This is a genomic window from Pseudomonas sp. S5F11, assembly GCF_019641515.1.
Lineage (GTDB): Bacteria > Pseudomonadota > Gammaproteobacteria > Pseudomonadales > Pseudomonadaceae > Aquipseudomonas > Aquipseudomonas rhodesiae.
Window position 1 is genome coordinate 468,363 of sequence record NZ_JAIFJZ010000001.1, and the last position, 17,069, is coordinate 485,431.

The 17,069-nt window shown below is 62.4% G+C and carries 15 protein-coding genes; 4 read left to right on the forward strand and 11 right to left on the reverse strand.

What is annotated here, in order from left to right; genetic code table 11:
* Nucleotides 1-5 precede the first annotated feature (5 nt).
* From K1567_RS02095 to K1567_RS27450, 4 genes are all read left to right on the forward strand, one after another.
* The gene (locus K1567_RS02095) at nt 6-296 is read left to right on the forward strand and encodes a DUF5629 family protein (protein WP_034098244.1); all 291 of its coding nucleotides are present in this window, start codon (nt 6-8) and stop codon (nt 294-296) included.
* Nucleotides 283-1,458: a lactonase family protein gene (locus tag K1567_RS02100; RefSeq protein ID WP_220698058.1), complete on the forward strand. Its 1,176-nt coding sequence runs from the start codon at nt 283-285 to the stop codon at nt 1,456-1,458. Before K1567_RS02095 ends, K1567_RS02100 begins: the two co-directional genes overlap by 14 nt.
* Nucleotides 1,459-1,614: 156 nt before the next feature.
* Entirely contained in the window at nt 1,615-1,794 is a 180-nt protein-coding gene (locus K1567_RS02105) for a hypothetical protein (RefSeq protein ID WP_034098240.1), read from the forward strand.
* Nucleotides 1,795-1,954: 160 nt separating this feature from the next.
* Nucleotides 1,955-2,080, forward strand: coding sequence for a hypothetical protein (locus K1567_RS27450; RefSeq protein WP_256203866.1), 126 nt, complete (start codon nt 1,955-1,957; stop codon nt 2,078-2,080).
* 14 nt (nt 2,081-2,094) lie between these two features.
* On the opposite strand, the gene K1567_RS02110 is transcribed toward K1567_RS27450, so the two are convergent.
* From K1567_RS02110 to K1567_RS02160, 11 genes are all read right to left on the reverse strand, one after another.
* Nucleotides 2,095-2,688, reverse strand: coding sequence for a glutathione S-transferase (locus K1567_RS02110; RefSeq protein ID WP_169902658.1), 594 nt, complete (start codon nt 2,686-2,688; stop codon nt 2,095-2,097).
* Nucleotides 2,685-6,323, reverse strand: a complete 3,639-nt coding sequence (locus K1567_RS02115) for an AAA family ATPase (protein WP_220698059.1) — start codon at nt 6,321-6,323, stop codon at nt 2,685-2,687. Before K1567_RS02115 ends, K1567_RS02110 begins: the two co-directional genes overlap by 4 nt.
* Nucleotides 6,320-7,561 carry an exonuclease SbcCD subunit D C-terminal domain-containing protein gene (locus tag K1567_RS02120; protein WP_047882359.1) on the reverse strand — a complete coding sequence of 414 codons (1,242 nt, stop codon included), beginning with the start codon at nt 7,559-7,561 and terminating at the stop codon, nt 6,320-6,322. Before K1567_RS02120 ends, K1567_RS02115 begins: the two co-directional genes overlap by 4 nt.
* Before the next feature lie 90 nt (nt 7,562-7,651).
* Complete coding sequence (locus K1567_RS02125) at nt 7,652-9,289, reverse strand: BatD family protein (protein WP_220698060.1); 1,638 nt, start codon at nt 9,287-9,289, stop codon at nt 7,652-7,654.
* On the reverse strand, nt 9,286-11,034 hold the full coding sequence (locus K1567_RS02130; RefSeq protein WP_034098231.1) for a tetratricopeptide repeat protein: 1,749 nt from the start codon (nt 11,032-11,034) through the stop codon (nt 9,286-9,288). The genes K1567_RS02125 and K1567_RS02130 overlap by 4 nt, the downstream gene beginning before the upstream one ends.
* Entirely contained in the window at nt 11,031-12,119 is a 1,089-nt protein-coding gene (locus K1567_RS02135; protein WP_034098229.1) for a VWA domain-containing protein, read from the reverse strand. The genes K1567_RS02130 and K1567_RS02135 overlap by 4 nt, the downstream gene beginning before the upstream one ends.
* A complete protein-coding gene (locus K1567_RS02140; RefSeq protein WP_034098227.1) occupies nt 12,112-12,606 on the reverse strand; it encodes a DUF4381 domain-containing protein in 495 nt (164 codons plus the stop codon). Before K1567_RS02140 ends, K1567_RS02135 begins: the two co-directional genes overlap by 8 nt.
* Complete coding sequence (locus K1567_RS02145) at nt 12,603-13,535, reverse strand: DUF58 domain-containing protein (protein WP_034098225.1); 933 nt, start codon at nt 13,533-13,535, stop codon at nt 12,603-12,605. The genes K1567_RS02140 and K1567_RS02145 overlap by 4 nt, the downstream gene beginning before the upstream one ends.
* Nucleotides 13,536-13,540: 5 nt before the next feature.
* Nucleotides 13,541-14,500 (reverse strand): MoxR family ATPase, encoded by a 960-nt coding sequence (locus K1567_RS02150; protein ID WP_034098224.1) that lies wholly within the window; start codon nt 14,498-14,500, stop codon nt 13,541-13,543.
* Nucleotides 14,501-14,673: 173 nt separating this feature from the next.
* Nucleotides 14,674-15,024, reverse strand: coding sequence for a hypothetical protein (locus tag K1567_RS02155; protein WP_034098222.1), 351 nt, complete (start codon nt 15,022-15,024; stop codon nt 14,674-14,676).
* Nucleotides 15,025-15,115: 91 nt separating this feature from the next.
* Nucleotides 15,116-16,726, reverse strand: coding sequence for a dermonecrotic toxin domain-containing protein (locus tag K1567_RS02160; protein ID WP_034098220.1), 1,611 nt, complete (start codon nt 16,724-16,726; stop codon nt 15,116-15,118).
* Nucleotides 16,727-17,069: the final 343 nt, after the last annotated feature.

Sequence of the window (17,069 nt, forward strand, 5' to 3'; positions counted from 1 at the left end):
TCCCGATGACTGCTACCGGCCTGCCCGCTGAACTTAACAACGCTGACATGCTCGAAATCGATGGCTTGCATGCCTTTGATTTCACTTCCGACGACAAAGGCCTGCGCATTACCTGCATGGACGGCCGCGCCGAAAAGCGCTGGTCGTTCAGCCTGATGCAGGTGCAGGCGGCAACCTTTGACGACGCCTTGCAAAGCTGGACCCTGACCGGTGATTCGGGCGAACACCGCCTGGTGTGCATGAGCGCCTTCACCGGCAACAATAATGACGAGGAAGACGAGCATGATGATGCGTAAATTCTGGCCGCTGCTGATGGCCGGCAGTGTCGGTGCCATGTCGGCGCAGGCCGCGCCGACAGACACCTATGAACTGTTGGTGGGCAGCTACACCGCCGGCTCCAGCGAGGGCATTTACCGCCTGCAATTCGACAGCCGCACCGGGCAGTTCCAGGGCAAACCTGTGCTGGCGGCCAAGGCCGCTAACCCGTCTTGGCTGACGGTGTCCAAGGACCAGAAGCGGCTGTTTGTGGTCAATGAAAATGGCCCCGGCCAGAAGGATGCGGTGGGGCGCGTGAGCAGCTACGCCATCGACCCGAAAAATCACCAGCTCACACTGATCAACCAAGTGCAGAGCCTGGGCAACGAGCCGACCCACTCCAGCGTCGCCGCAGACGGTCGTCACCTGTTCGTCGCCAACTATTCGGTACTGGAAGACCCAGGCGGCAGCCTGGCGATCCTGCCGGTGGACGCCACTGGCAAGTTATCCGCACCGGTGCAGTTGAGCGGGCACCCGGCCAGTCGGGTCAACCCGGAGCGCCAGGCCTCCAACCATGTGCACGCGGTGGTGTCGTCGCCGGACGGGAAGTACGTGTTCGCCAATGACCTGGGGGCGGACAAGATTTTTGTCTACCGCTACGACCCCAAGGCCAACCACGAGCTGCCCCTGACCCCGGCCGACCCGGCCTCGGTGGCATTGCCGCCGGGCAGCGGTCCGCGCCATTTGCTGTTCAGCGCCGATGGCAAGCACGCCTGGCTGACCACCGAGATGAGCGCTCAGGTCGCGGTGTTCGATTACGCCGACGGCAAACTCACACAAACCCAACTGGTCGACTTCGCCGCCGGGCAACCAGTGTCCGACAAAGCCGGCGCGGCGCTGCATGCGTCCAGTGACGGCAAGTTCCTGTACGTGAGCAACCGCGGCACCGCCAACCAGATCATCGTGTTTGGCGTGGACCCGGCCACCGCGCACCTCACCGAGCTGCAACGCCGCAGCGTGGAAGGCGACCATCCGCGCGAATTCAGCCTGGACCCGAGCGGTAAGTTCCTACTGATCGCCAACCAGAAAAGCAATGAAATCGTGGTGGTCGAGCGCGACCCCAAGACCGGCCTGCTGGGTAAAACTGTGCAGAAATTGCCGATCGATGCCCCCAGCGACCTCAAATTCCTGGTGCGTCAATAAGCCACAGGCCCCGTACGCCGGGGCCTGAGCTTTTGTATTAATTGCATTAATAGCGGCTACTGTTTCAAAGCATTTCTAAGGTTTAACCCTCGGGCGTAAGTTGGGTTCCAAGGCCTTCACCGGCCACTCAACCAACCGTACACAAGGGTTACCGACATGAATTTGAACCTGTTCTCCATCATCGCCGCTTCCGCTGTTTCCGCCACCGTAGCCTTGCCGGCGGCGGCCAGCGTGGAAGTCGCCGGTCGCAAGTCCAGCACCAGTGCCTACACTCAGAAATACCTGCAACAAAGCGCCAACTTCTATGCCGCGCTGGATCACAAAACTCAACACTGAGCCCTGCACAGCAGCAGACGCCAAACCACTGGAACGTCGATCGGCGTTCGAGTGGTTTGGCGTTTTTGCCTGGGGTGAAAAAAGCCGCTGTAATATCACATTGCCATGTGTTTAAATTTGACGCTCAACTTTTGACGCGCCCATTCCTGGAAACGACAGCATGGCCCTTCGACTCGCTGCAGCAATCCTGTTTCTGTATTCCGCCCCGATCCTGTCCTCCGTGCAGCCCCTGGAAGGCGAGCCGGAAGTGGCTCATGAGCGATTGTTGAATTTGGCCCAGGGCTAACGCGCTGGCACACCTTACGCCTTGGCCATCACGCCGATAAACAAGGGCGATTGCAGGAACTCATCCAGCCATTGCTGCAAGCGCGGGTAGGGCGCACGGGCAAACCAATCGCGGTCTACGTGGGCGAACTGACGCACGAACGGCGCCAGCGCCATGTCCGCCAGGCTGAGGTGCTCGGCCAGTAAGTAGGCGCGCTCAGCCAGCAAACCTTCCAGAGTGTGCAAGAACACTGCGCCTTCGCCCCGATAGTGTTCCATCGGGTATTCCGGGTAGCGTTCGGCGTATTTGTAGCGATTCAAGCAATGCTTGAACCCGCCGTCATTCTCGGCAATCAGCGCCAGCACCGCCGGGTCGCCGCCCAGCAACCAATCGTCGGGATCGTGCTGGGCCAGGGCCCACTGCATGATCGCCAGGCTTTCGTCGATCACCTGGCCGTCCACACTCAACACCGGCACCGTGCCCTTGGGCGAGAGTGTCAGCATCTCTTGCGGCTTGGCCTTCAAGCTCACCTCGACAATGCGCACCGCTACGCCGCTGTAGCGCAACGCCAGCCGCGCGCGCATGGCGTAGGGGCAGCGGCGGAACGAGTACAGCAACGCTTCGCTCATTTGACCTCCAAGGTGCTCAGGCCATTGCCCTGACGCTTGACCTGGATCTGCACCGGGATGCGTTCATGCATTTCCTGGACGTGGGAAATCACGGCGACTTTGCGCCCCTGGGCCTGCAAACCGTCCAGCGCGTCCATGGCCAATTGCAGGGATTCGGGGTCGAGGCTGCCGAAGCCTTCGTCGATAAACAACGACTCAATCTTCAAGGTACTGGACGCCATCGACGCCAGCCCCAGGGCTAGGGCCAGCGACACCAGAAAGGTCTCGCCGCCGGACAGCGAATGCACCGAGCGCAGTTCATCGCCCATTTCGGTGTCGAGCACCAACAGACCGAGCATGCTGCCGCCGCGCTTGAGGCGGTAGCGCCGCACCAGCTGGCGCAGCTGCACGTTGGCGTGATGCACCAGCAGATCCAGGTTGTAGGCCTGGGCGATCTTGCGGAAGGTGTCGCCGGTGGCCGAACCGATCAGGGCATTCAGCCGGGCCCAGCGTTGCCATTCTTCATAGGCCTTGGCGATCTGCTCGGCCAGCACGTTGTTGGCCTGCTGGCGACGTTGGTCTTCGGCCTGGCGCGCGCGCAGTTCGGCGCACTGCTTCTCCGCATCGGCCAGTTGCTGGCTGAGCGCGGCGAGGTGGTTGTCCAACTGTTCGGCGTCGAGGTTGCCATTGTGCAGGGCCTGGTGTTCAGCCAAGCGTTGTTCGCGCTCTTGCAGCAAGACCTTGGCTTGCTCCACGGCTTTTTCGCTGGTTTGCAGGCGCTGACGCAGTGCGCTGACCTGCGTGTCATCCATGGCCAGCAAGCGAGTGAGACCGGCATCGTCCAGTTCCGGGTGCGATGCACGCCATTGGCTCAGGCGCGCATCGAGCGCCTGTTGTTCGGTGTGCAGCGCCTGTTGGCGTGCCTGCCAAGCCTTAAGGTCGGCGGCCAGTTGGATCAAGGTGGTGCGGGTGTCTTGGAGTTGCTGGTTGGCGTCGCTCTCGCTCTGACGCGCCTGCGCCACCGCTTGCTCCAGCTGCTGCTGCCAGTGTTCCGCGCTGGTGTGGGGGCCCAGCAGCTCGGCGAGGGCTTGCGCGGCGGCCTGTTGCTGGCGGGTCAGTTCGGCCACTTGCTGGCTCAGCGCCTCCAATTGCGCCTGACGATGCTGTTGATGGGTCTGTTCTTTTTCGATGACCTGCTGACGTTCCTGTTGTTCTTCGCGTTCATCCCGTTGATGGCCTAACTGTTCCAGGCGCTGGCTGACCTGTTGATCGAGCTGCATAAAGGTCGCGGCCGGATCGTTGCGCAGGCCGTCCAGGGTGTCGGCGGGCAACAGGCTGGCGAATGCGTTGAGTTCCTGTTCCAGGCGCTCGCGGTCATTGGCCAGTTCGCGCTGCTGGTCGAGCCATTGCTGACGGGCTTGTTGGCTCGCGTCCTGGGCCGCTTGCAGTTGCTGCTGCAGGCGCCCGGCGTTCTGTTGCAGGTTGAGCAGGGCGCTCTGGCGCTGCTCGTCCTGGCTGATGCTCTGGCCGAGCTGAGCCAGTTGGGTCGCCAGCCAGGGGCTGCGTTGGGGGGCGTCCTGATTGAACAGCGCGGTGCTCAGCGGGTGGGCGTCCAGGCTTGGCTTCAGCGCCAGTTGTTGCGCGGCTAACTGCTCCTGCTGGTGCAGAAACTCCTTTTGCTGGGCGATCAAACCGCCCACTTCGCCCCGCAGCTCGGTGAGTTTCTCCTTGAGTGCATCCACCGCCTGTTGCGCCGTGGCTTGCTCGTTGTCGTCATGCCGGCCAAGGCTGTGCAGCAACGCTTCGGGTTGGTGATAGGGGTGCTCATGACTGCCGCACACCGGACACGGCTGGCCGTCCTGCAATTGTGCGCGCAACTCTTCGACGCTGGCGCTGCGGGCCAGGCGCTGACGTTCCAGCAGTTGCTGGGTCACCGTCAGCGTCTGCTCGGCCACGCTCAGATCGGCCTTGGCTTGCAGGCCGGCCTGGTTCAGTAGTTCGCGTCGCTGTTGGGCGTCGGCGAGTTTCTGGGTGAGGGTGGCGGCCTGCTGATCCAGCTGCTGCTGACTGTCCCACAGCCGCGTCAGGTCTTCGACGGCGCGTTGCTGCTTGCGATTGTCCTGCAACAGGCTGGCGAGCAGTTGGATCTGCTCGGCCACCGCCTGGGGCTCGGCGCCGGCTTCCTGGTACAGCAGGGCCAAGGCGTCGCGCTGACCGGTAAAGGCTTCGGCGGTGGTGTTGGCGCGGTGTTCCAGTTGTGCCAGTTCGGCCTGGCCTTTGTTCAGGCGATTGCCGATCAGCATCAAGTGTTGCAGGCGGTCGCGGTAAGCGGTCCAGGCATCGGCCAGGGGCGCCAGCGCGGCGCTGCGCTCAAGGTCGTCGGCCAGGCGTTGCAGGCGCTCGGCAACTTCGGCCTGTTTGGCCTGCAACGCGCTGAGGCGCGCTTGGCCTTCGCTGCTGGCGGCGGCCTGTTGCTGCTGGTCGGCGCTGTGCTTGGCTAGGTCTTTAGTCAAATGGGCGAGGCTGTTTTGCCCATCGAAGGCCTGGCGCAGCAAGGGGACGGCGTCGCTCTGGGCTTGCAGCGCGGCCTCCAATGCGGCGTGGGCACTGGCTTGCTGCTGTTGGGCCTGGTCCTGGCGCGTCAGCAATTGGGCCTGCTGCGCGATGTGCTGCTGAATCTGCGCGGCCAGCGGGGTGAGCTCCGCGGCCAGCTCGGTCTGGCGGGCGAAGTGATGACGTTGGGGCGCCAGTTGCTCCAAGCGGCTGAGGTCTTCGCGCTGCGCGCCCAGGCTGTCCCAGTCGGCCTGGGCCTGTTGCAGCTGTTGGGTGGCGTCGAGCTGGCGCTCCTGCCATTCGCGCAGTTCCTTGAGCCAGGTGTGCTGCGCTTCCAGTTGCTTGAGCTGGGCTTGCTGCGCCTTGAGCTGCTGCTGAGCCTCGGCCAGTTGCCGGTCCAGTTCGGCGCGGTCTTCGGCGCTCAGCGGCACCACGCCCACGGCCTGGTCTTGCAGCTGTTTGTGCGCGTCCCTGGCCTCCTTGGCCTTGTCGAAGGCGCGGCGGCCGAGCTGGGTGTACAGCGCCGTGTCAGTGAGTTTTTCCAGCAGCTCGCTGCGCTCGTTGTCGTTGGCCTTGAGGAACGCGCTGAACTCGCTCTGCGCCAGCAACACGGCGCGGGTGAACTGTTCGAAATTCAAGCCCAGGGCCAGTTCCAACTGGGTTTTGTATTCGGTTTTCTGGCTGGCCAGCAGTTGCTCGCTGTCCAGATCGATCAGGCTTTGCCGACTGTTCTGCAACTTGCCGCTGGCCTTGTCGCGGGCGCGATTGGCCTCCCAGCGCGCCCGATAGCGACGGCCGCTGACGCCGACAAAATCCACCTCGGCATAGCCGCCGCCGGTACCGCGCCGGAGCAGGGTGCGCGGGTCACCGATGGAAATATCGCTGTCGGCATCCGGCATCTTCGCCTGGCCGGTGTCGCCCAGGCGCGGCACTGTGCCAAACAGTGCCAGGCATAGCGCATCGAGCAAGGTGCTCTTGCCGGCGCCGGTCGGCCCGGTGATTGCGAACAACCCGGCACTGGCCAGGGGCTCGGCGGTGAAGTCGATCTCGAACGGCCCGGCCAGGGACGCGAGGTTTTTCAGGCGAATGGCGAGGATTTTCATGGCTGCTCCTCCTGCTGTTGCACTTCCTGGAGCAACATGGCGAAGTCCTTCAAGGTCTGTTCATCCACTTCACTGCCATAGCTGTCCTGCCAGGCGCGGCTGAACAACTCTTGGGGCGTCAGTTGGTCGAGTTCGATCAGGCGCTCGTCGTCACTTTCATTGCCACTGCGGATACCGGCGTATTCGGCGGCGATGCGCACCAGCCGCACGGCCTTGCCTTGCAGGGCGCTTTCGATCTGTTGGCGCAGGTCCGGCTGCGGCTCGTCGAGGCGCACGCGCACTTCGAGCCAGGGGTGGCGCTGGGTTTCGGCCAGCAGATCGATGTCGGGCAGATCGGCGAGTTGCTTGAGGATATCCGCCAGCGGTGCTGCGTCCAGGCGTTGCAGCTCCACAGAGCGAGGGATCAGGATCGGTTCTACGCCCACCAGGCATTGGCCCTGGAAGGTCACATCGAGAATCTGGTGTTTGTAGCCGATCTCGGAAAACGACAACGGAATCGGCGAGCCGCTGTAGCGAATGCGCTCTTCGCCATTGACCTTTTGCGGCTTGTGCAAATGGCCCAGGGCAACATAGCCGACACTGTTGTCGAACAGGCTGGCGGGCAGCGCCTCGGCATTGCCGATGATCAGGCTGCGCTCGGAGTCCTCCGACACCGAACCGCCGGCCATATGCGCATGGCTGATAGCGATCAGCGCCTGGCCTTTTTTGCGTTTGGCATTGGCGGCGGCGATCAGCTTCTCATGCACCTGGCCGATGCCGCGCAGGTAGTCGTCGCCCAACTGCGCGCCGGTCACCTCCGCCGGGCGCAGAAACGGCAACGCCAGGCACCACGCGGCAATCTTGCCTTTGGCGTTCGGCAGCGGAATCAACAGGCGTTCGGCATCCAGTTGCCCGTCATCGAGCCACAACACGCGGCCGAGGGCATGGGTGCGCAAGCGCCGCATCAACGGCGCCGGCAGCTCGATGCGCGAGCCGGAATCGTGGTTGCCGGCGATCATCACAATGGTCAGGTCGGGGTTTTGTTCATGGGCGCTGATAATGAAGTCATACAGCCGCTCCTGGGCCTTGAGGGGTGGGTTGACCGTATCGAAGATATCGCCAGCGATCAGCAGCGCATCGGGATGCTGAGTGCCGATCTGGCGCAGCAGCCACTCAAGGAAACAGGCATGTTCGAAGTCGCGTTCCTGGCCATGGAGGTTTTGGCCCAGGTGCCAGTCGGAGGTGTGGAACAGACGCAAGGCGAACTCCGTGGGGTAGAGAGAAAGGAGGGGAGTTTACCTGTATTGCCAACCCGTTGCTCCAAACCAGGCAGATCCACTGTGGGAGGGCTATTTGGGATACAACGGCGGCAAACTGGTGGTGTCCGTCGCCGGGTCCGCTTCACGTTCAGCCATGGGGATGGCCTTGATCGCGCGCCACAAGTCTTCGCCCAGCCAGTACTGGCCGCTTTCGCTGTAGAGCGCACCGTTCAAGCCATCCAACGCATCCGACAGCGGTACGAAGCGCGCGGCCATGTCGGCCAGGGTTTCCGGTTGTTGCCGCGCCCAGGCATCCAGCGCCTGGCGGGTCGCCTGCGGGTCGTTGGCCTGGGTGGCGCGTTTGAGGTCGTCGAGCAACGTGCGCGGGCTGGGGCCGGTTTGCGCCGCGCGTTGCACCGCTGGTTGTCGGCGGGCGCGCCACCACAGGCCGAAGCCCAGCAAGGTGGTGCAGGCCAGCAGCAAAGTGCTCAGTTGCCACAGCCACAGGCGGCTATCGTCCGGAGCAGTGATGATGGTGGGGGTGGCGGGGGTGTCCACCATCAGGCTCGGGTTATTGGCCACCTGCAGAGTGCGCGCCGGCAGGCTGGTGCGCTCCAGGTGGTCCTCATGGGTGTTCCACCACACCACATCGACGGCGGGCAGCTCCAGTGCGCCGGCGCGGCTGGGCACCAGGGCTTCGCGGTCTTCGCGGCTGCCGATCAGGCCGCGGTCGCTGGTCTGGTTGCCGAGCACCGGTTGATCCGGGTAGCGACGCAGGCCGCTGATATCTGTGCTGGGCAGGGCCGGCAGTTGTGCGCTGGAGAGGCCCTCGGCCTTGACCGTGAGGCTGCGGGTCAGGGAGTCGCCGACCTGCACCTGTTGCGGCTCGGGGTTCCAGCTTTCGCTCAGGGTCAGGCTACGGGCCGGCAGCCACGGGGCATCGGCCGGGTAGAGCGCCGGTTTGGGCTTGACGGTCAATTGCAGAGGCGCGGAGCTGACGTGGATCAGCTTGCCCGGCTTGGTGCCTTGCAGCGTATTTTCCTGAGGCGGGCGTGATTCAACCAGGGTGGCGCTGAAGGTCTGCGCACCGACCTCCAGGCTGCCGCTGTGCTGCGGGTAGATCGCATAGCGGGTTTCGATCACGCCATGACGGATGCTGTTGATGACTTTTTCATAGGTGCGCGATTCCCCCAGTTGCTCGACGCGGGCATCGGCGATCTGTAACGGTGTAAGGCTGCTGTCGTCATACAGCGACACCGAGTGGTACACGCGCACGGTCAACAGCGCCTGGGCCTGAACGTACACACTGGACTGGTCGAGGTTCGCTTCGACGAATACCGGCGCCAGTTCCGCGCTGGTGTTCTGGCTGGCGGTTTCGATCACTTGCAAGGTAATCGGCTGAGTCTGAAGCTCGCCCACTTGAAGCGGTGGGATCACCACGGTGCCGTTTTCCTTGGGCAGCAAGGTGATGATCCAGCGCGTGGTGGCGTGGTTGTCGCCGCCCAGGGTGGTGAGCTGGTTGATCTGCCGCGTGCCGCTGACTTCAAACTGCGCATCCAGGGGCGACAGGTCGGGCTTGCCGAACTGCGTGACATCGCTGGATTCCACCGTCAGTTCCACCGTTTCCCCGGAATTGAGGCGGCTGCGGTCAACGCTGGCGACCAGGTTCGCCGCCTGGGCGGTGCTGGCCGACAACGCGAGCAGAAGCAGAAGGGTGGGGCGGCTCATCGAGTCTTGTCCTGATGTTGTTGCTGTTCGTACCAGAATTTACGCCGTAGCAGTTCGCCGGGGTTATCCGGGATCTGCCGCAGCCATTGTTCCAGGGCCTGGCGCTGTTCATCCAAACTGGCATCGGTGCGGCGCAGCGGTGGGGTCGTGGTTTGTTCGTCGCCCAACTCGCTGCCCGGGACTTCATTGCCGCCGCTAGGCGGTTTGGCGCCGGCCTGGGGATCGCCGCTGCCGGCTTCGCCCTGGCCCTGAGGGGATGCTTCGCCGCCGGTGCCGGTTTGCCCGTCGGCGCCCGGTTGCGCAGTCTGGCCCGGTTGATGGGGTTCGTCATCTGGATTTTCCGCCGGTGACTCGGGCTTTTGCTCGGCCTGCGCCTGGGCCTGTTCCTGTATCAAGGCCTCCACCAGGGCTTTGTTTTTCAACGCTGGATGCAGATCGGGTTGGGCTTCCAGCGCCTGGTCGTAGGCGTCCAGCGCCGCCTCCAGCTCGCCGGCCTTGGCCAGGGCATTACCACGATTGTAGTGAGCATAGGCGTCATTGCTTTGGGCAAAGCGCTTGGCCGCCTCGGCGTAGTTGCCGGCTTGGTAAAGCGCCACGCCCTGCCACTGCGGGTCTTCGAAACGCTCGGCGGCTTGGGCCGGGCGTTGTTTCTTGAGCAGGTATTGGCCTTGCTGGTCCGGGCGCAGCCACAGATCCGTCAACTCAAACGCGTAACTGGGTTGCGGTGCGCTCAGCAGTAATAAAGGCAGGCAGAACAGCCAGCCGCGGCGACCGGCGCAGGCCGCCAGCAGCAGCAATGGCAGCAGCAGCCAGTAACCCTGGTCGGCCCAGGTATCCAGGCGCAGGCGTTGCCCGTCGTCGCGCAGGGTCTGCGGCGCATCCAGCATGCCGAGTTGGCGCAGGTCTTTATCATCCAGCCGCGCGGCGCGGTAACGGCCGCCCATTTCGCTGGCGAACGCCTTGAGGGTCGGGCTGTCCAGGCGCGGCACCAGGATCGCGCCTTGTTCGTCCTTGAGGAACTCGCCATTCTCTTGGGTCACCGGGGTGCCCTCGCGGCTGCCGATGCCAAGGATCGACAGGCTCGGCGCCTGGGCACTTTGCAGCAGCAGACGGATGCCTTGGCGTTCCTGCTTGGACAGCGACGAGCCGATCAGCAACAGTCGTCCTTGGCCCAGGCCGGCCTGGTTCAGCAAGCCCAGGGCTTTTTCCACGGCCAGGTCGGCACGATGGCCGGGCTCGGGCATGATCGAGGGGCGCAAGGCTTCCAGCAGGTTGCCGCTGGTGGCCAGGTCGTCCGACAGCGGCACCAGGGTGTGGGCACTGCCGGCGTACACCACGATGGCGGTCTGCGCGTCGCTGCGGGCCTGCAACAAGTCATACAGCTTGCGGCGCGCCTGCTCCAGGCGGTTCGGCGGGCTGTCGGTGGCAAGCATTTCCGGGGTCAATTCCAGCAGCACCACCAAGGGGTCGGATGGTTTCTGGCTGGACTGCTCCACCCGTTGCCAACTGGGGCCGAGCAAAGCCAATAGCGCCAGCAGCCAGGCGATACCGAGCACCACCCACGGCGATTTGCTTTCGCGCCCGTTGCCACCGCTGAGCAGCACCCCATGGAAGGCCGGCGGCAGGATCATCTGCCAGCGCCCGGCGCGTTTTTGCCGATGCCACAGTTGCCACAGCAACCAGCCGAGCAGCGGCAGCAGCAATAGCCACCAGGGGCGGAACCAGTGCGGCCATAGGTCGATCATCGACGCCTCCGCAAACGCAGGCGTTTAAGGCGTTGGCGCCATTGCGGCTTGGGTTGCAGGAACATGCCCTTGCTCGCCAACTTGTCGAACCCGCGTTGCAACGCGTTATCCGGCCAGCGCTCCTGGATCACCAGCAACAGGCTCAAAATCAGCGCCAGTGCCAACGGCGCGCTGTACAGCGCCAGTGCCGGGCGGGCCTGGGTCGGTTGCTGCTCGACCGGTTCGAGGGTGTCCAAGGTCTCTTTGATGGCTAGCAGCTCTGCACCGTCGCGGGCCCGGAAGTACTGACCGCCAGTGGCCTCGGCAATCGCTTTGAGCGCCGGTTCGTCGAGGTCCAGGCTTGGGTTGACCCCAAGGATGCCCAGCGACCCGGTTTGTTCGGGGTCGGCGCCGATGCCGATGGGGTAGATCTTCACGCCTTCTTCGGCGGCCAGGCGCGCCGCGGTCAACGGGTCGATCTGCCCGGCGTTGTTGGCGCCGTCGGTGACCAGGATCAACACGCGGCTCTGGGCCGGGCGCTGGCGCAGACGTTTCAAGGCCAGGCCGATGGCATCGCCGATGGCGGTGTTCTTGCCGGCAATGCCGATGCGCGCTTCATCCAGCCAGGCGCGCACGGTGCGGCGGTCGAAGGTCAGTGGCGCCTGTAAATATGCCTGGCTGCCGAACAGGATCAGGCCCACGCGGTCGCCTTCGCGGCTCTCCAGAAAGTCGCCGAGCAGGTGCTGGACGAGGTTCAGGCGGCTGATGTCTTCGTCCTGCCAGTGCATATCGGGGAAATCCATGGAGCCCGACACATCCACCGCCACCAACAGGTCGCGCCCACTGGCGGCGATCGGCAGCGGTTCGCCGAGCCATTCGGGGCGCGCGGCGGCGGTCAACAGTAACAGCCACAACACTACGAACGGTGCCTGTTGACGCCAGCCCGGCAGGTTGGAGCGCGCGCGCCGCCGGGCCAGGCTTTCGAGGTCGCTGAGGTAGCTGACTTTCAGCGCCGGTTCGCCGCTGTCGGCGGCGGGCAAGACTTGGCGCATCAGCCAGGGCAGCGGCAGCAGGAGGAAGATCCACGGCCAGGCGAACTCAAACATGTTTGCGAATCCAGGTGTCGACGGCTTGGGTCAGACCGGCGATGGCCTTGTCGTCGAGTTTGCATTCGGGTTTGTAGGCGCCTTCCACCAAGACCATCCAGCGCGTCAGGCCGGCGGCGGGGCAGCGGTTGTCGAGGAACGCCAGCCATTTGCGGCCGTTGAGGGTGTGGCTCTGGCTGTAGGGGTAGTCGTTGCGGCACAGGCGCTTGAGCAGGCCATTAAGTTGTTGCAGCCAAGCCCCGGCGGGCGCGCCGTCGTAGGGTTTGGGCATCAGCGCTAATTCGGCGAGGGCGGCGATGCGTAAAGGGTCCAGCGGTTGTTCGGCACGCACCACCGGGCGGCGCGTTGGCAGAAAGCGGCGCAGCGACCACGCGCCCCAGCCAAGCAGCGGAATCAGCAACAACAGCAGCCACCAACCCGGTGCGGGCGGCCAAAAACCTATGGCCGGCGGGGCGATCAGCGGTTGCAGTTGCTCAAGGCTGCTCATTGCTTTTTAACCGGGCGTTGTGGGTTGAGGTATTCGCGCAACTGCTCGACCATTTCGCTCTGGGTGCTCAACGGCATCAGCAATACCCGCAGTTTCTGCGCGAGTAATTCCCAGCGCGCACTGCGGGCTTCGGCCTGGGCCTTGTAGGCTTGACGCAGGTCGTAATTGAGGGTGTCCAGTTCCAGTTGCGCGCCTCGCTCGGCGAAGCGCAGCAGCCCGGCGGCAGGCAGCGCATGGTCGAGGGGATCGGAGATCGGCAACAGCAGCAGGTCGCAATGGCGCGACAGCAGGCTCAATTGCTGCTCGGCGCCTTCGCTCAGCGCGCGTTCGTCACAGATCACGATCACCAGGCTGCCGGGGCGCAGGACTTCACGGCCACGGCGCAGGGCCATGCCCAGGGCGTCGGCCTCGGGGCGGGTGTCGGTGTTTAAGCTCTGGTTGACCCGCACCAGGCGGTTGAGCAATTGCAGCAGGCTTTGCTTGCTGCGGCGCGGCTTGATTTCGTAGTGCTCGTTGTCGCCGAACACCAGCCCGCCGACCCGGTCGTTATGCCCCAGCGCCGCCCAACCGATCAGGCTGGCGGCCTGGGCGGCGAGGACCGATTTGAACATCTGGCCGGAGCCGAAAAACAGCCGGCAGCTTTGCTCCACCATGATGAAAATCGGGCGTTCGCGCTCTTCGTGGAACAGCTTGGTGTGCGGTTCCTGCGTGCGCGCCGTGACGCGCCAGTCGATGGTACGCACGTCGTCGCCGGCCTGGTACACGCGCACCTGATCGAAGTCCACGCCGCGTCCGCGCAGCTTGGAATGGTGCAGGCCGATCAACGGGCTGCGTTGGCTGGGCGTGGAAAACAGCTGCACCTCGCGCACGCGGTGGCGCATCTCAATCAGCTCGCTGAGCGTGACGCGGATTCCATCGCTGGCATTCATCGATTTCAAGCGACGGCAACGACGTCGAGAATGCGTTGCACCACGCGGTCCTGATCGATACCGGCGGCTTCGGCCTCGAACGACAGGATGATGCGGTGGCGCAGCACGTCGAACAGCACCGCCTGGATGTCTTCGGGGCTGACAAAGTCGCGCCCGGCCAGCCAGGCATGAGCGCGTGCGCAGCGATCCAGGGCGATAGAACCGCGCGGGCTGGCGCCATAGGCGATCCATTCGGCCATTTCCGGGTCGAACTTGGCCGGGGTGCGCGTGGCCATGACCAACTGCACCAGGTATTCCTCCACCGCGTCGGCCATGTACAGGCCGAGGATTTCCTTGCGCGCGGCAAAGATCGCCTGCTGGCTGACGCGCCGCTCGGGCTTGGTTTCGCCGTTGAGCGCTTCGCCACGGGCCTGCTGCAAGATGCGCCGTTCCACGGTGGCGTCGGGAAAGCCGATTTTGACGTGCATCAGGAAGCGGTCGAGCTGGGCTTCGGGCAGTGGATAGGTACCTTCCTGCTCGATGGGGTTCTGCGTGGCCATCACCAGGAACAACGGCGACAGGTCGTAGGTGCTCCGGCCTACGCTGACCTGGCGCTCGGCCATGGCTTCAAGCAGCGCCGATTGCACCTTGGCCGGCGCGCGGTTGATCTCGTCCGCCAGCACCAGGTTGTGGAAGATCGGCCCTTGCTGGAACACAAAACTGCCGGTTTCCGGGCGATAGATTTCGGTGCCGGTGATGTCGGCGGGCAACAGGTCGGGGGTGAACTGAATACGATGGAACTGCGCTTCGATGCCTTCGGCCAACTCTTTGATGGCCTTGGTCTTGGCCAGGCCCGGCGCGCCTTCAACCAGCATATGACCGTCGGCGAGCAGGGCGATGAGCAGGCGCTCGATGAGCTTTTCCTGGCCGAGAATCTGCGTAGAAAGAAAGGTTCGCAGCGCGAGCAGCGCTTCACGATGTTCCATCGATGACGGTTCCTGGAAAGATGAGCCCGCGTGCTAAGAAACAAACACCGGGCTGGGGGGCACTACTTTAATGCATCGAGGGGCGTGGCGACTAACGGCGTAACGGGTATTTTTGGCAAAACTTGTAGGAATTTTGTGCGAAGGTGCACTTCCTGTTGTGAACACTCCCACCATTAAGTCCGGGTGTAGGTGCCGGTGCCTTTGAGGATGTTCTGCAAGGTTTGCTCCACCTCGGCCAGGTCGGAGGCGGCGGTGGCGTGGGTGATCTCCAAGTGATCCTTGCCCCCCAGTGCGTCGGCATCGCCGGCAGCCAGCTCGATGCGCAACGTCGTATCACTCAGGGTGACCTTCAGTCCATCCAGGGTCGACGGCTCGTAATCCCAGGTGAGCTCCACCTCGTCTTCGTCCGGATAACGGCTAAGCATGAACATTTCGCCGTTATTGCCGTGGCAGCACAGCATGGCCATGTTGTCTTCTTCGTCATCGCACGGGGTGGCGAGTAGGTGGGTGGTGGTCAGTTGCATGTAGAAGTCCTGTTTGAAAGGCGGCTTCGAGGCCGCCAGGCTTTAATTCTGCCATTACCTCAGGCTTTGTGCCGGCATTTGTATCAAACCCTCATCCGGGTTTCATAGCCAAGAGCTTGAGCGCGCTGCTTATGGGTTTGAACGCATTCCCCATACCGCTGCTGGCGATAGGGGAGATGGTGTTCAAGGCACCCTTTATGATGCGCTTGTCCGCATTCGGGCGTTTATTGACATGGCTGTCTATGCCGAAGCCGAGTTCTGCGCCACCCAACCCGACGCTTGCCGCTGTCAGTGCTATCCCCAGTGGCGGATAAGCGAGTCCAAGCGGAGCCAGAAGGAGCAGTCCATATTTCGCCCAACTCAGGTATTTGATCGCCGTGTTGGCCTTGTAGTCGCGATTGAGTACAAATTGAAAATCAGTAGCGCTTTTCAGATCTTGCTCGGTGCGCTGCTGGAGTTCCTCGAACGGGTTGCCTTGGACTGTTTCGCCATCGAACAGGCCACCCTCGTTAAAGTAACCTAACTCTTCCTGTTTGGAGACTGGCAGGCCATCTTGTTTAAGCCACTCGCGAGTTTGTTCTATATGAGCATCGACACCTTTGGATATGAACTCGTTGGGGAGATCCTGCGGGCGGAAATAAAGTTTGAAGTTCTCGAATTTCTCCGGGTCTTTCAATTGCTCGGCCAGCCACTTATTCATTTCTGTCTTCGAGTCAAAACCCTTCAACATGGACGCTTGATCGGGAAGGTACAACAGGACCCTGCCTGTGGACTTATCCTGAGTGTAAAAGGCGCGCATTTTATAACCTTTGAAGGTGAGGAACTTCGTTTCCAGGTTTGGGTCGGCCTTATAGGGTTGTTCCAGGTCATTGGACGTCAGGGATGAGTAACTTTTGTCGGCGGGTAGGCCGGCGACACCCATGGCAATTTTTCGATCGTTTTCAGTAAGGGACTGATCATGGTGTTGTGTGTGCGACGCCTTCAAAAAGGCGCCTCGCGATGCCTGGCTGTAGGTATGGCGGGTGTTGTTGTTCCAGTAATTTTCCAAGTATTGGTCATAGGGGGTTTTATAGCTGTTGTCCCAGACCATCTGTTTGAAGTCGGCTGCTGAGATATCGACTCTGTTACTGGCGTCATAGATATTTTCCGAGCCTGGCTGAGGCTCTGTGTAAATACCTTGGAAATGGCTGGTGAACCCGCTTTCGTTGGGGCGCGGGAACATGCCAAGGGCATCCGGTTCTTCTGTATGCCTTGAACTTTCTCTTATTTCAAAAGGGCCGTCTTCTTTTGAACGTATTGCGCCGTTATAACTCGGTTCGTCCTGCTGGTTGAGCCTCGCCGCCTGGGTCAGTGAAATTTTTTGCACAATGACCCCGCTATAAGGTGGCGTGTTGGTGCGATGGTCATAGTGAATACTCACCAAGTAGGTTTTATCGGGGTCAATATCTTTTCCGAACCTTTCCTTTAATTGGCGCCTGACCTCAAGTGAGGTGACTTGATCAGGTGTTTTTGGGGGCGTGTAGTCGGTGCGAAGTTGTTCCACGGCCTTATTGACCGACACTGGCGCTTTGAAGTAGGCCGCCGGGAACTCCTGCCGCACTGCAGGGGCTGCATCGTTCGTACTTGAGCGTGTAGAAGGCATTGCGGAAGGGGCAGCGGCCGCGGCGCCAAGAGTGGGGTTAGAGAGTGGATGCACGTTCATTTGAGCCTCATGGAGTAGTCATAGAATGAAATTGGGCTCGAACTAAGTGACAGAACTTTGCAATACGGTTCCTATAGGGAACTAAGATTTAGATTGTGTGAGCGTATGAAATTTTACCTTCCGGCTTTTGGACCCTTTTATGCACAGCAGCCCCGCGTTCAGCCGCAGCCAGCACCTGTGCGGCTATCAGGGTTGCTCTTGGTGCAACCGGGCATTGCCGGGAGATGTCCGAATATGTCGCAGTGCAGCAAGCAGTCTGCTGACTGCACTCGTTAAGCTGCGCGTTGGATGGACTTTCTGCGCGACTCTGACCTGCCCGTCGTACCGTTATCGGCAGGCGGTG